General features: G+C 39.6%; 10 protein-coding genes. 4 read left to right on the forward strand and 6 right to left on the reverse strand.

Annotated elements, in window-relative coordinates; translation table 11 throughout:
* Positions 1-5: 5 nt before the first annotated feature.
* The 5 genes from G0Q07_RS16970 to G0Q07_RS16990 all read right to left on the reverse strand — a co-directional run bounded on the left by G0Q07_RS16970 (position 6) and on the right by G0Q07_RS16990 (position 7,000).
* Complete coding sequence (locus tag G0Q07_RS16970; RefSeq protein WP_163348272.1) at positions 6-776, reverse strand: outer membrane beta-barrel protein; 771 nt, start codon at positions 774-776, stop codon at positions 6-8.
* Between the two features lie 62 nt (positions 777-838).
* Positions 839-1,564, reverse strand: coding sequence for a hypothetical protein (locus tag G0Q07_RS16975; protein WP_163348273.1), 726 nt, complete (start codon positions 1,562-1,564; stop codon positions 839-841).
* Positions 1,561-3,210, reverse strand: coding sequence for a hypothetical protein (locus G0Q07_RS16980; RefSeq protein ID WP_163348274.1), 1,650 nt, complete (start codon positions 3,208-3,210; stop codon positions 1,561-1,563). Before G0Q07_RS16980 ends, G0Q07_RS16975 begins: the two co-directional genes overlap by 4 nt.
* 11 nt (positions 3,211-3,221) lie before the next feature.
* Complete coding sequence (locus G0Q07_RS16985; protein ID WP_163348275.1) at positions 3,222-4,283, reverse strand: DUF4249 domain-containing protein; 1,062 nt, start codon at positions 4,281-4,283, stop codon at positions 3,222-3,224.
* The gene (locus G0Q07_RS16990; protein ID WP_163348276.1) at positions 4,283-7,000 is read right to left on the reverse strand and encodes a TonB-dependent receptor; all 2,718 of its coding nucleotides are present in this window, start codon (positions 6,998-7,000) and stop codon (positions 4,283-4,285) included. The genes G0Q07_RS16985 and G0Q07_RS16990 overlap by 1 nt, the downstream gene beginning before the upstream one ends.
* A gap of 263 nt (positions 7,001-7,263) precedes the next feature.
* Between G0Q07_RS16990 and G0Q07_RS16995 the strand changes: the two genes are divergently transcribed.
* From G0Q07_RS16995 to G0Q07_RS17010, 4 genes are all read left to right on the forward strand, one after another.
* Positions 7,264-9,771 (forward strand): M14 family zinc carboxypeptidase, encoded by a 2,508-nt coding sequence (locus tag G0Q07_RS16995; protein ID WP_163348277.1) that lies wholly within the window; start codon positions 7,264-7,266, stop codon positions 9,769-9,771.
* 239 nt (positions 9,772-10,010) lie between these two features.
* Positions 10,011-10,382, forward strand: a complete 372-nt coding sequence (locus G0Q07_RS17000; RefSeq protein WP_163348278.1) for a hypothetical protein — start codon at positions 10,011-10,013, stop codon at positions 10,380-10,382.
* Between the two features lie 320 nt (positions 10,383-10,702).
* Positions 10,703-13,465, forward strand: a complete 2,763-nt coding sequence (locus G0Q07_RS17005) for a phosphoenolpyruvate carboxylase (protein WP_163348279.1) — start codon at positions 10,703-10,705, stop codon at positions 13,463-13,465.
* A gap of 70 nt (positions 13,466-13,535) precedes the next feature.
* A complete protein-coding gene (locus G0Q07_RS17010; RefSeq protein ID WP_163348280.1) occupies positions 13,536-14,768 on the forward strand; it encodes a serine hydrolase domain-containing protein in 1,233 nt (410 codons plus the stop codon).
* A gap of 73 nt (positions 14,769-14,841) precedes the next feature.
* Here G0Q07_RS17010 and G0Q07_RS17015 read toward each other — a convergent pair whose 3' ends face one another.
* Positions 14,842-15,543, reverse strand: a complete 702-nt coding sequence (locus G0Q07_RS17015; protein ID WP_163348281.1) for a peroxiredoxin — start codon at positions 15,541-15,543, stop codon at positions 14,842-14,844.
* Between the last annotated feature and the right edge of the window lie 127 nt (positions 15,544-15,670).

Below are 15,670 nucleotides of genomic sequence, written 5' to 3' on the forward strand. Positions count from 1 at the left end.
GTTTTTTAGTTGAAAATAATACCGACTTTAACGGTAACACGGTTGTAGTCAATATCGAGCGAATAGTCATTTTCGCCATCGTAATTCAGGCGATGAAACTGGTAGCCAACAGCAAAGTTCATCCCAAATGTTTGTGAAAACATTTGCTGAAATCCGACACCGGGATTAATCAGCACACCGCCTTTGCAATCGAAACCATTTTCTCCGATTTCGTTTGGCCATGGCGCAAAACTGCTCCACATGGGGTACACATCGTAATAAATTTCGTTGGAGTCTTCGATGGGAACCTGGTAACCTGCTTTCAGAAAAACATAGGGTGAGGTTTGCTGTTTTCTGAAACGGTATTCTAAATTGGCGAACACCGGCATGTACGTTTCTTTCAGAAATTCAACACCAAAACCAAGTCCGGCCGAAAAGTTTGGATTTATAACATAGTTGGCCGACCCGGTAATGGAGAATGGTGCGGTTTGGCTGTTATCGGAATTTCCGGCCAGAACTCCCAGTTCGGTTCTGAAAAACCATTTGATATCCGAAACCGCTTCTTCGTCGAACATCGTTTTTCCTTCGCGCTTTGAGGCAATATGATCCACTTCATCAGCATCGAAAATCCATACATTCCCGGCTGATTCTATTTTCAATTGTTTTCTGTCGTTGAAATAGGAATATTTTCCTTTAATTATGGAACCGTTTTTCAGGTAGACATGACCTTTTTCGGATTGTGCAAAAACGGAAAGCGACAATACCGATATACATAGCAGCAGAATAATTTTCTTCATAATGTTTTTTGTTTTTATGAAGATGCAAAGTGCTGCGCTGAGGTTGCGTTAAACAAAAGTTTTTATTCCGCAAGGTTGTTTTCTGTTAACAAAAAGAGCGCTTTAGCCATTGATGCTTCGCTATTTACAAACAATTTATTTTGGCGAAGAAGTTTTCGAATTTCTTTTTTATGCTCCGGAAATTGAGAGAAGAGTGCGCGTTTATTCAGTCTAATTTTGTTTAAACCATCTTGCTCAGTATACAAATAATAGTCTTTATGCAACTGGTAATCCACAGCGCGTGTTATCCCATTTCTATCGGCGAACGGACTTACTGATTGTTCGTAAATATACCAGTTAACCAACAAGCTAATATCTCCTTTATACAGCTCTTCCAAATACATATTGGTTTGCTGATTATTGTTTTTTGTCAGGCGAATGAATTTTCGTGTTCTGTTCCCGTCTTCAAACGTAAAACTCTCTACCAGCTCTTTCTCCACAAGGTATAAAAACCGACCGTTTTCGTTATACGAAATCAGTTCGTCTTCAAATGCCTGGTAACGTAATTGCATATTTTCAAACACATTGCCATTCACAAAACTCACCGAGCCCGGCATCCAGTCATCGGGGTACAAAAAATAGGAATTATCTTCGGAACTTAGCACATGAACTTCGCCAAGTAATTTGCCCTGAAGGTTATTGGATTCGCTATTCAGATTATATATGTCAATCCCGAGGTCCTGAGCGTGCACAACAAAAGAAAATAGCGTTCCCAAAACCACACCTGTATATTTTAATAAGCTGCTCATTGTACCGATATTATTTTTGACGTTCTATACAGTTCTCCCGATTTTGTTATCGCCTCAACTTTTATTTCCAAGTCTCCTTTTACATCTGAAAGCTGAAAATGAAAAGGCCAGCTTCCATCGGTTTCAACCAGCTCGTTTAAAAACTGATGACGGGTATCGATTTGTACCCTGCTTTCACTTTTCGAGCTATAATTTGCATGCTTTGGATATTCAATGCATGGCACTTTCAACTGAAAAATATTTGGTTGTTGCGCCAGCCAGCTATTCGATTTATCATTTAAAGACACGGCCAGAACACCTTTAAAACGCACATCGCCAAAAACACGCTCGCTTTTCACCAAATCGATAGAGGCAATTTCGGTAGATCTTAAATCCTGAAAAAATGAATTTTTAAAAACCGGAATTCCATTAATCAGGCGCAATGGTTCTGCATCGAAAAACTTGTCTTGCCCATAGTTTAACATTCTAAAAGTAAGCTCAGCATTTCTGTCGCGGTATTGTAACCCAATAAGTAATTCGCGCGATATTTCTTTAAAGTTAGGCAGATCGATAAACTCATCGAGTACGATATGATTATCGGGCCAACCATAAAAAGGCATACCATAGGGATTGGACATTTTAAAAGCATCGTTACTACTGATGGAAACCCCTCTGAATAGCTTGTTGAAAAATGTGCCTTTTATGCTGTTTTCAATGTTTTCTGCTTGCTTCGGATTTACAAAGGTTGTGTCAAATTTTAATTGTTGTACTCCCGACATAAAATTTGGAATCACGTCCACATCGAATAATTTTTCACCAATAGTAAGTGGTTGCAAAATTACGTTGGCAGTCCCCATTGCATTACCAAGCAAGAAATGAAACACACCTGTTGAATCGGGATAATAATAATCAAAATACGTTTCGTTTCCGGTAACAGATAACAACACCAATTCATTGGCTGCTTCCCCCGTTTTTTTGTTACTAATCTTTCCACTAAGTAATATCCCTTCTTTTTCGGAGAATGCAGGGATAGTGGAATTTAGGTTTTTCATCCCGAAATTCAGAAAACCCGTATTGGCATGCGAAAAGGGTTCAATCATCCGCGCACTTGCTACCAAGTATACAAACTCGTTTACCTGTGCATTGATAACTCCTTTTACGTTATCGCGTCGGCTATATTTTTTGTCTTCAACGCTTATGTCAATTTTGTTCGCGGCATTTTCCGTTTCAAAAGCGGCTCCTCTGGTTTCCAGTACCGGAAGCCGATCAATTTCTTCCTCAAAACGATTGTAAACATATACCGACCTGCCAATACATTTCAAATTAGTGCTGTTTCGTTGTGCATTAAAAAAGGCATGAACAAAGTACAAACCCGTTTGCAATGAATCGGGCACCGCAATAAAACCTTCGGCATGGGTATCGTTGCATTTTAGCGCACGCGATGCTATTAAATTACCGGATTGCGACTCCAACTGCATACGAACAATATTCCCCAAATTATGCACCTCTTTTGGCACATAGATTTTTATCCACAAAGTATCGCCGGAAATGCAAAAGTCGCGATCGGTAAATAATACAAGTTCGTTGCTTACCGTGTTCTGTGCCATGGCTTTTACACCGGCTAACAAATATATAACAAGAAGTAATATTTTTAATGCTCTGCTCATTCGTTCTTTAATTATGGATACTGCCAGAAAACAGGAATAACACCAACTTGTTCTCCCGAAAAAGGGATATCATAACGTTCTTCAATCTCCCGCAAAACAAATCCGTTGGTTTTAGACATATATCGCAAAAAATACCGCGTTTCGTTACTCATCGAAATTTCAAAATTTCCCAAAATCTTCTGATCGGAATCACTTATACATTTAATATTACTGCGCGCCTGAACATACAAGGGGTCAAATATTTTTCCTTCAGATTCCAGCTGCTTATTTAAATCATCGTAATAATTGTAAGCATTTTCTGATAATGCATGATGATGCAGGATAACTATCCAGCCTGAAAAAAACTGATCAAAATCGTATTTCACGCTATTTTTATAAAAGTATAAGGGATGCTTTTTAATTTCTTTTGAGCTGGAATACTCCGGTGGCGAAGCAATATTAAATGCCCCCTGCGGATACGTGGTTTTCCATCCATACACCGTTTCAATCATTGTGCTTCCGAAGGGTCCGGGCACTTCTACCGAATAATTGTATTGCACAACAAAGCGGGCCGTAAAGCGGGAATAAGGCATTTGGTTATTGGGTGTAATATCAGTATACAAACGAACGCCTTCAATTTTGTCAACATTATCTACATCATTATCGCCGCTCTCCTGTCTAATTTGTACTTCCTCAATCCCATAAACACTATCCAGCGATGGTTTCTGCGGAACTTCTTCAAACGTCGATTCATAAACTTCTCCCTGGTATTCAATCTTTAGTTTATACTGTAACTGCGGATTAAGTGATTGGCTCAACACATACTGACCATCAGAATAATGAGGAATTTCTTGTTCGTTACCATTGCTATCAATAAGTTTAACATCAGCAGTGGTAATTCCCGGACCGGATCTCGAATTATCGTAATACGCTACCGATTCGTATAAATGAATGGAATTGAATTCCTCGTCGGCCGAAATACGTGCATCGGCCACCAAAACATTGTCTACCACATCAATATCAGGTCTGTATACATCTTCGCATCCCGACAGCAGAACGAACAGCAGAAAACTATATGTTATAATACGTTTCATTAAAACCTAAAATTATACGTTAGCGAAGGAACCGGGATTCCTATTACTGAAAGTTTGAACAAAGAATAACGGGTGTAATTGTTGCTTTCGCCCGGTACTGATTTTTTGTAATACACTGAATACGGATTATTGCGTCCGTAAACATTATAGATCGACAGCGTCCAGCTTCCTTTCCACATGCGTTTTTTTCGCAGATTTTCATCAAATGTTATCGACAAATCTAAACGATGATATGGTGGCATCCGGTATTTGTTTCGATCAGAATAATAAACAAGATCTTCGCCTGCAAATTCGTACTTAATTTCCGGCAGAGTTGTTGGCCTACCCGAAACCATAACAAAGTTTCCCGAGAAACGCCATCTGCGACTTATATTATACGTTGCTGTTAGCGAAAAATCGTGTGGCTTATCGTAAATCGACGGGTAATAATCGCCTGTCCACAGATTTTCTTCGTTGAACTCGCTGGTGTTTTTTCGCATTGTACGTGAATACACATAGCTGGCATAACCCGTCAATCGTCCAATATTTTTTCGTGCGCTCAATTCAATTCCATATGAATAACCTTTTGTTGGAACAAGTGCCGTTTCCACATGATCGTTCATAATTAGCTGAGCGCCATTTTTATACTCAATTAAATTCTGCAGATTTTTGTAATACACCTCTACCGAAAGATCGACATTGGATAACAAGGAGTTGTTTTCAAGGCCAACTGCCACCTGATCAGAAATTAGCGGTTTCAAATGATAATCGGCAGCCTTCCAGGTCTCGGCAGGCGAAATAACAGCATTATTACTTAGCTGAAAAATATTTTGCCTTGTTCGCTGATAACTAAATTTCAGCGAGGTGTTCATATCAAAATCGTAGTTAAGGGCCAGGCGCGGCTCAATTCCTCCATAAGTTGCAGAAGCCTCGTTATTGCCAAATTGCAGCGAGTCGACAACTGTTCCCGGAGATTTTGGTTGGTTCTCATCATACAGATAAACAACCGGAGTACCGATATTTTTGAAATGATTGTAACGCAAACCGGCTACAATTGAAAAGTTTGGTAAAATTTGGAACTCATCACTCACATAAACCGACCAGTCAAGTGTTTTCTCAATATCTAATTTACGTGCTACAATTACCGAAGTATCCTGTCGTGGTATAATTTCTCCGGGGCTAATTTCGTTGTATACCGCTTTAAAACCAGCCTCAGAGTTATGCCGCTCGTTGGGGTGCCATTTAAAGTTGTATGCCACTGAACTGTACACCAACTGATTGTCGAGATAATAAGCTTCAAAAGGTTTGTCGTTGGCGAGGTCGGTTAATCGGAAATCATAACGACTGTAAGCAGCATCCAGTTCGCCATAAAATTTTTCACCAAACCGGTTGTTGAGTTTTAGATTGCCCAGCAGATTACCGTATTCGGTTATGGATTGCGAACTTGTGCTAAACTCATCGAAACTGGTATAAGCCATTGCACTTATTTTGTTGTGCTGATTGATCTTATAAGTCAGCTTTCCAGTCACATCGTAAAAATGAGTAACTCCTTCATTCAAATCGAGGTTGGGAATTTTTTTCAATATCCAATCGGTGTACGAACTACGTCCTCCAATTGCTGTAGTCAGCTTTTTATTTTTTGTTAATGGTCCGTCAATTGCCAGGCGCGAATTTATAATTCCAATTCCGCCATAAACACTTATTGTTTCATCATTTCCTTCCTTAAAATCCACCTCCATTACCGAAGCAACCCGTTCGCCGTAACGTGCCGGCATGCCACCTTTAAACAACCGTACATTTTCAACAACATCGGGATTTATAAGCGACATAAAACCAAAAAGGTGCGACGAATTAAATACCGGACTGCCATTTACAAGAATAAGGTTTTGGTCGGTATTTCCACCTCGCACATTAAAGCCTGAGGACAATTCACTTACTGTTTGTACCCCGGCAAGAATTGTGAGTCCTTTTAGTACATCAACCTCCCCCATTAGTGCCGGCAACTGCTGTATTTCTTTTCCGGTCATTTGCACCATACTCATCTGTGCACGAGGCACATCCGCATCCGACCCCAGCACAGTTACCTCATCAATATTATGCGATTCTTCAAACAATCGAAAATCGGCTGCACCATCTTCAATCAATCTAATGTCAATGGTCGAGCCTTCGAAACCAATGTAAGTAATCGTCAATTTCAAATCTCCCGTTGGTAAATCCAATTCAAAATTTCCTTTTGCATCAGATGTGGTTCCTTTTTGCAGCTTGTTGCAATAAACAACGGCGCCAACCAAAGGAGTTCCGTCTTTTCCATCGAGCACTCTTCCTTTTAATTCTGCCGTTTTATAACGTCCAAGATTCATGGGGTCACCAACAACCAGTGTTTGCGTATAGTCGTCAAACTTCGATCTTGTATCTGCCGACCTTCTGAAAACAACGATTCCATCATTCTGAAAGAAATCGTAAGTCAGTTCCAAATCATAAAATACATTATTTAGCGCCTGCAATAAAGGAGTGTCTTCAAATTGATTTGAGATGGTATAATTCTCTACCCAGGAATCTTTGTAATAAACCCTGAGATTGTATTTTGTCTCCAGATCATTTAAAAATTTCTCAAGCGGCTTATTCTGGTATGAACCTGTGATTTTTAGCTCTTCAATCTGCTGGGCATATAAAGCAGTATTGCTTCCCAACAAAAGAGATAAAAAAAGGAGTATATAAGTTATATAATATGTTTTCAATTTTTTGAACCTTGGTTTAGATCTTGTTCGACTTTATTTCTGAAATTAGGTTTAAGTGAACCGCAAAATAACAACAATTTGGTAAGCAAACAATGCTAACAATAACAATATCTCATTCAAGCATGACTTTGGATAGCAATCTATTTGTTTTGTCCGTTTTTTTTTCAATCTTTCGGTACAGATAAACCTGATTATCCTTCTTTATATTTAACAATAGTACTACAATGAAGCGATCTGTTACAACTTTTTTAATTTTATTATGTGTGATTTTTTCACAAGCGCAGGAAAACCTGTCTTACTTTTTACCTGACGATGTTTCTTACAATAGCGCAATCCCCACTCCTGAGGAGTTTTTCGGACAAAAAATGGGCGAATGGCACCTGACACACGATCAGGTTTTGTTTTATATAAAAACAATTGCAAAAAGTACCAACCGGGCTATTTTTTATGAATATGCCCGATCGTATGAAAACAGACCGCTTGTTCATCTGGTTTTTTCATCGCCCGAAAACCAGGAAAAACTCGATGAGTTAAAACAAATCCATTACAATTTCTCTGAACCCGGTGAAAATATTCCCAAAGACGGTGTGCCACTTGTTGTTAGCTTAACTTATGGCGTACATGGCAATGAATCGAGTGCAACAAATGCATCGGTTCTAACAGCCTACTACCTGGCTGCTGCCGAAGGCGAGAAAATTGATGAGCTGCTTCAAAAAAATATAGTCATTATTGATCCGTGTTTGAATCCCGATGGGTTTACCCGACATAGTATGTGGGCCAACATGCACCAAAGTGCAACGCCCAATGGTGACAGCAATTCACGCCAGTTTCAGGAAGTGTGGCCCGGTGGCCGAACAAATCATTATTGGTTCGACCTGAACCGCGATTATTTGTTGCTGGTACATCCTGAGAGTAAAGGCAGAGTTGAAAAATTTCACGAATGGAAACCGAATATTGTAACCGATCATCATGAAATGGGGGCTAACTCAACTTTCTTTTTTCAGCCGGGTGTGCCAAGTCGAAACAATCCGCTTACTCCTGAAAAGAATTACGAGCTCACCCACAAAATTGGGGAATACCATGCACAATTTCTTGACAAAATAGGATCGACCTATTTTACCGAAGAACAATTTGACGACTATTATTACGGAAAAGGCTCATCGTACCCCGATGCAAATGGAAGCATTGGTATTCTTTTCGAGCAGGGCGGTTTCAGGGGGCGATACAGAAATACACAAAATGGGACCAAAACTTTAGCATATGGTATTCGCAACCAGGTTACAACAAGCCTGTCGACACTGGAGGCTGCATTAAATTTACACGACGAATTGCTCGGCATGCAAAAAGAGTTCTACAACTCGGCACTCGACTTGGCGTCAAAAAGCAATACGAAAGCATATGTATTTGGCAGCAGTACCGACCGTGTTAAAACGCAAATGTTTGTAGACCTGCTAAACCGCCACCAAATTGATGTTTACCAAAACCAAAGCGATTTTGAAGCGGATGGACAAAATTTTGATAGCGAAAGTAGTTTTATTGTTCCTGTCAATCAAAAGCAATACCGGTTGATTAAATCGATGTTCGAAGAAGTTCACGAATTTACTGACACTACTTTTTATGATGTTTCTACCTGGACATTTCCTCATGCTTACAATCTTAACTATGCGCAACTTACCAACCTCAAAAATGTAAAGTTATCAGACGAGCCGGTTGCTGCCCAAAAGGTTTCGGGTAAATTAATTGAAATTAATAATCCGGTAGGTTACCTGTTCAGATGGAACGAGTATTCAACAGCCGAAGCTCTCTACAAAATTCAAAATGCAGATTTACGCACCTATGTAGCCACAAAAGAATTCACTACTCCGGGAAATGGCGCCGATGAAAAATTTTCGTACGGGAGTATATTTATCCCTCTGCAAGACCAAAATATGTCGGGCACACAGTTAAAATTATTTCTGGAAAAAATTGCACAAACAACCGGAGTTGACATTTACGCCGTTTCGAGCGGCTTAACACCCACAGGCATTGATTTGGGCAGTAACAGCTTTGCTCGGCTTACAAAACCAAAGATTTTAACTTTTGCCGGCGGAAATGCCAGTAGCCGCGATGTTGGCGAAATATGGCATCTTTTCGATCAACATTATCACATACCTGTAACATTGGCAGAAAGCAGCTCACTAAAGAGAATTAAACTAAGTAACTATACTACCATTGTTCTGAGTGGCAACTTTTCGGAATGGGGAACGGGCGAAATCAACAAATTAAAAACATGGGTTAGTGAAGGTGGAACTTTAATTGCCTATAAAAATGCAACAACCTGGGCTGCTAAAAATAATATCGGGAACAGTACATTTAAAAAGACGGTTTCATCCGATTCTACACGTTATTTAACTTATGCCGAACGTAGAAAAGAACAAAGCCTGAATAATATTAGCGGTGCTATTTTCGAAACCAATATCGACATCACCCACCCATTATGCTATGGTTATTCCGACAAAAAACTTGCGATCTTCAAGTCCAATACAACAGTTGCCAACTCGCTGGAAAAGAAATATACCGAGCCGGTTAAGTTCAGCGAGTCGCCCTATCTGAGTGGATGGGTTTCAAAAGAGAATATAAACCGGCTAAAAAATGCTCCGGTAGTTACAGTACATAATATTGGAAGAGGAAAACTCATCAGTTATCACGATAACATGACATTTAGAGGTACATGGTTGGGTACCAATAAACTGTTTTCCAACTCAGTATTTTTCGGAGACCTTATCCGTTAATTGCCCAATCGTCTTGCAAAAATCCTTAAATCACTAAATAACAAACTATTGCAGGGTCACCTTTTAGCGTTTTTTCGTATATTCTTGTAGGACGCAATATTTAATCTTTTATTGGAAAATTATCAGATACCACCCTAAAGTGGACTTTTGATAAATTATTTAATGTAATAAGTGAATCAAGTCGATATCTCGATCAATTGGATTGAAGCATTTATTTTTAACATTTTAATTTAAAGAATATGGAAGCACTGGCAAAAATTATTCACCAAACCCCTGCCTCATACTTACCAACTGCATTTCCGGCACATTATTACGGTATGCCCAACGGAAAGATCTACCTGGTTTTTTCACGTTTTTACGAGTTAGCAATCGGTCAAACGGGTATTGAATTTGTTTTTGCCGAACACGGCGACTACTCCTACAATTACGAAACCGGAGAGATTATACCGTTGCCAAGCGTAGAAAGAAAACTACAAGTGTTCTCAGAGGAAGTTGATCATCCAAACCTGAGGATCAATATTTTCACAACAAAACGCAATCTGCAATCATACGGACAGGCACAGGCCTATTTAAACGATGAAGCAATGCGTATGACGGCTGTTTCAGCTTAAGAATTTTTTGGTAGAAAATATATTTTCGATTCGTTTTCCCGAAACCCTGCCTGTATTTTCGTCTATTGCGTTAAGCATTACTCTTTTGCCATGCGCTAATGGCACCATGTACAATTGCATAAAATTGCCGGGCTGAACATACTCCAGCCAGCACATGACATTCCTCCCCCGCCCTTCAACAAAAACAAAACACTTATTTTCAAACAACTGCTCGTTCGAACAAATACCTTTCGTTAGGTAATTTCAGGGCAAAAACAGTTACAATGGAAAACTTTTTTCGTTTGAATTGTTATGGTTTATAAACAAAAAACATGAGCAAGATGTCGAATCTGCAAGTCTTGATCGAAGAATTAGGAAAACCTTATTCTGATCTCAAATTTCTTTTAACCTGTTTTCGCGAAGTATTAATGGAAAATGGCGAAACTGAACTGGCAAAAGTAATGCCCTGGATCGGTAACGAAGATCCACAAGGTGCCGATCATTTTTCACAAAAACATTTTCATATGTTTTCGGTTTGTTTTCAGCTGTTAAACCTGGCCGAAACGAATGGTGCCGTTCAACATCGCCGAAAAAGTGAAGAAAAGAATTCGCTCAAGGCAATAAACGGATTGTGGGCCAACAGCCTCAAGCTGTTACAGGAAAAAGGAATTGCCGAAGAGCAGATTCTTGAATCGCTAAATAATATATCCATTCAGCCGGTATTAACCGCCCATCCTACAGAAGCAAAACGCCCGGTGATACTCAAAAAATACCGTGAGCTGTACCTGCTTTTGGTAAAACGCGAGAACTCCATGTACAACTCGTACGAACTGCAGGAGAACCGCGAAGATATGAAACGTGTTATTTCATCGATTTGGCATATCGACGAGTTTTACATGAAAAAACCCACCGTGGCAAACGAGTTGGATAATGTAATTCACTATTTTGTAAATGTTTTTCCAGAGGTTGTTCATCTTTTAAACCGCCGACTTGTGCAGGCCTGGGAATTTTCGGGCTTTAATTCTACCACTCTAATTGGCGATAACAATTTTCCGCGTTTAAAATTTGGAACCTGGATTGGTGGCGACCGCGACGGGCACCCGCTGGTTACTGCCGAAGTAACAAAAAAAACATTGTACAAACTCAGGCTAAATGCTTTTATTACAGTTAAAAACGAACTCGGCCGACTTGCCGACGACCTGAGTTTTTATTTTGAAATCTCTAGTCTGCCCCCGTTTATGCTCGATCGATTTAAAGCCTTGGTGGCTGAAACGGGAAACAAAAGTAAAGCCATTATTTCTGCTTCAAAAAATGAGGCATTAAAACTTATTGTTCAGCTTTTTATTAATAAACTGCCCATAAACATAGGCCACTCACAGTCGCTTGAACTGGATGATAAAAAAGGCACTTACGATAATTCAAAACAATTAATCGACGACCTTGAGCTGCTAAAACGTGCTTTGTTGGAAACGAATTATACCGACCTCGCCCACCAGTCGGTAAATCGGTCGATATATTTTATCAGAACCTTCGGCTTTCACCTCGCCGAACTCGATATCAGGCAAAACAGCCAATATTACCATCTGGCACTGCAACAACTGGTCGAAAAATCAGATCCTTTTAATGCAAAAAATATGGAATGGACAGCGGCGTCTAAAAAAACATTTCTGGAAAAGGAATTACACTCGGCACGCCCTTTTACTCAGGATTACAGCTCACTTGATACCGAATCAAAAAACACAATCGAATGTTTTCAGTTGCTCAACAACCATATTTCAAAATACGCACACTATTCTATTGGTTCGTTAATCGTAAGCATGACACAAAATGTGAATGATTTGCTAACGGTTTATATACTGGCACGCGAGGCCGGTCTTACACTTTTTAAAGACACGATGATTATTAAACTTCACGTTGTTCCACTTTTTGAAACCATTCAGGATTTGATCGACAGTCCGGCCATATTAGAAGAATATTTCAGTTACCCCGAAGTTCAGAACAGCCTGGAATACCAGCGCAAAGCACAAAATTTGCCTGTAAAAACACAAGAGGTGATGATTGGCTACAGCGATAGTAACAAAGACGGAGGAATACTTGCCAGTGCGTGGTTTTTGTACAAAGCCCAAAAAGAGTTATCGGAAGTTGGGCAAAAATACGGTATCGATATCAAATTCTTTCACGGAAAAGGAGGCTCCATTAGTCGTGGCGCCGGACCAATTCACTGGTTTTTACGATCGCTGCCACACGGAACACTTTCCGGGAACTTTAAAATTACGGAGCAAGGCGAGAGCATAGAAAAGAAATTTGCCAATAAAATAAATGCCGTTTATAACCTCGAACTGATGATGTCGGGTAATACATTAAACACTTTACTACACAAAACGCCCGAAGAAGATGCTGACGATATTGCCGAAATAATGGAGTTTATGGGACAGGAAAGTTTTAACACTTACACTGAATTGCTTGAAAATCCACATTTTCTTGATTTTTACCAGGAAGCAACACCAATTGATGTAATTGAACAAAGTAAAATTGGTTCGCGCCCGGCACGACGAACAGGCAAACGAAGCTTTTCCGATCTCCGGGCAATTCCATGGGTATTTAGCTGGGGCCAATCGAGGTACCACATTACCAGTTGGTATGGTGTTGGCTCAACACTCGAAAAAATGAAAAATCAATTTCCGGACAAATACCATAAACTAAAAAAACTGATTCCCAAAAACCAGTTCGTCCGGTATGTTTTAACCAATGTTGATACCAGCTTGGCGAGTACCGATAAAGATATTATGCAACTATACGGCGGTCTCGTAAAAAACGCTGAAACTCGGTCGGAGGTACTAAACTTGTTATTACTGGAATTTGAGAAAACACAACAAATTATGAATGAATTGTTGGGACGACCAATGAAAGAACGGCGCAAAAGTCACTATTATTCCACCCAGTTACGTGCCGAAGCGCTTTTTACCCTGCACAATTATCAGGTGCATTACATAAACAAATGGCGCGAACAACAAGACTCCGAGGCCGACGAAAACAAGGAAATACTTAATCAGTTGTTGTTATCGGTAAATGCCATTGCCAATGCCATGGGTACCACCGGTTAGTTGAGGTTTTTTAATGAATTGTAATTTGACTTCTAAACGTAATACCTATTTTTAGAAATAAGCTAAATGTATGAAGACCCTTTTTAAAACATTAAAAATAATTCTCCTAACACTTGTTATTTTAGTTGTAGGTTTTGTGGTTGTTTTGTGCATAAAATATTCGCCTACCTATGTGTCTCGATTGGCAACTATGCATGTTGCAGATGTTTACGATTATCAGAAATTTGAGAACAGGGAAATAAAGGGGTCAGACGATACTTTTAGGTTTACAAAATCGCTGGATGAAAATTATGTTGAAACCTTATTTCAGGGCAGAGTTGAGCAGTCGGGGTTCAACTCGTTTAATGAGTGGGCGGAGAAATCGCAAACTACTGCACTTCTGTTTATCCGGAAAGACACCCTTATTTACGAAAAGTATTTTAACGGTTTTTCGCGCGAATCGTACTTTCACTCGCAGTCGATGGCCAAATCATTTATCTCCTTTTTAATTGGTGCTGCTATTGATGATGGACTGATTGGAAGTGTGAATGATTCAATGATAAAATACATACCTGAGCTAAAGAAACGTGATCCCGGTTTTGAGAAAATAACGATAAAAAACCTGCTCGAAATGCGTTCCGGTTTAAAATATTTTACCGGTTATATTCCGGGAACATACATTCATCTTCCGTGGCATGCCGAGGCAGTTGGGTACTATCATCCCAATGTACGAAAACTGCTGCTAAACAAGATAAAAATTGAAAAGGAACCCGGCAATTCATTTCAATATAACAACTACAACACCAGTTACCTGGGGTTGATTATTGAGCGGGCAACCGATAAAACGGTTTCAGAATACCTGGAGGAAAAACTTTGGTCGGAAATTATGGAATACGATGCATTGTTTTCTATCGACAGCAAACGATCGGGGTTTGAATACATGCCCAGTCGACTGATTGCACGGGCCATTGATTATGCCCGGTTTGGCAGGCTTTTCTTAAATAAAGGCAACTGGAATGGCAAACAAATTATTTCTGAAAACTGGGTAGCAGAATCAACTCGCGAAAATAAAAGTATTCCCCGTAATATTTACCCCGACTGGTTTGGTGGTGATAACTGCAAACATCTCTACTATAATTACCAGTGGTGGGGCCATGCCAATTGCGATTCCACTTATCAGTTTATGGCTTCCGGTAACCTGGGCCAGAATATTTATGTTTTTCCCGACAAGGAAATTATTATTGTTCATTGTGGTAATTCGTTGGAACATTACGGCGATTTTGACCTTTGGAATGTGGCCGATATAATTCGGAAAGAAGATTAAATTTTAAATTCGTCGATAAAAAAGGTGATACGAAAGATCTCGTATCACCCTTTATAAGTCCCCTTATTTTTAATTAGCTCAGAATTTCTTCAAGCGAAATGTAGTCACCAACCTTACCGGTCATCTTTTCTACATCGGTATTTACAGGAAGTGTTTTCTTGCCTGGTCTCCAACCTGCGGGGCAAACTTCTCCGGTTTCACTGGCATGCTGCCATGCCTGTATTTGTCTAAGAAATTCCTTCACATTTCTACCCACTGAATCAGCCTGAACTTCCTGCGCAACACAAACACCGTCAGGATTGAAAAGGAAACGGCCTCTTAAGGCTACGCCTTCTTCTTCAATTAACACTCCAAAAGCACGAGCAACTTCTTTTGTTGTATCTGCACCAATAGTTAATCTCATACCTTTGAGTATTGGTTCCGTTTCAACAAATCTTTTATGCGAGAACTTGGAATCAACAGATACAGGTAACAGCTCCACTCCCAGTTCCTCAAATTCTTCGTAATGCGCATTCATTGCAGCAATCTCGGTTGGACACACAAATGTAAAATCGGCAGGATAAAAGCATACTACCGCCCATTTATCTTTATAATCTTTGCTCGAGACTGTTTTGTAATGACCTGTTTTTGAATCGTACGCCTCCATTTCAAATTCAGGCATTTCTTGTCTTACCATTGTTCCGCTCATTGGTTTTTCCTCCGTTTTTAAATTTTCAACTAAATCTTCTTTGTTTTTCTTTTTCTTAAGCGGCTTTACGCCATTTACACATGCCATAATCACTTATTTTTATGGTTTTTAAATACTATTGCGTACCATATCATCCCCATTTTTATTCGGCACAATGCTCTCCACAATAGTTCTATCTATTACCTTCTTATTAATTGTTACTTAATTTCGCATA

This window comes from Draconibacterium halophilum (assembly GCF_010448835.1).
Lineage (GTDB): Bacteria > Bacteroidota > Bacteroidia > Bacteroidales > Prolixibacteraceae > Draconibacterium > Draconibacterium halophilum.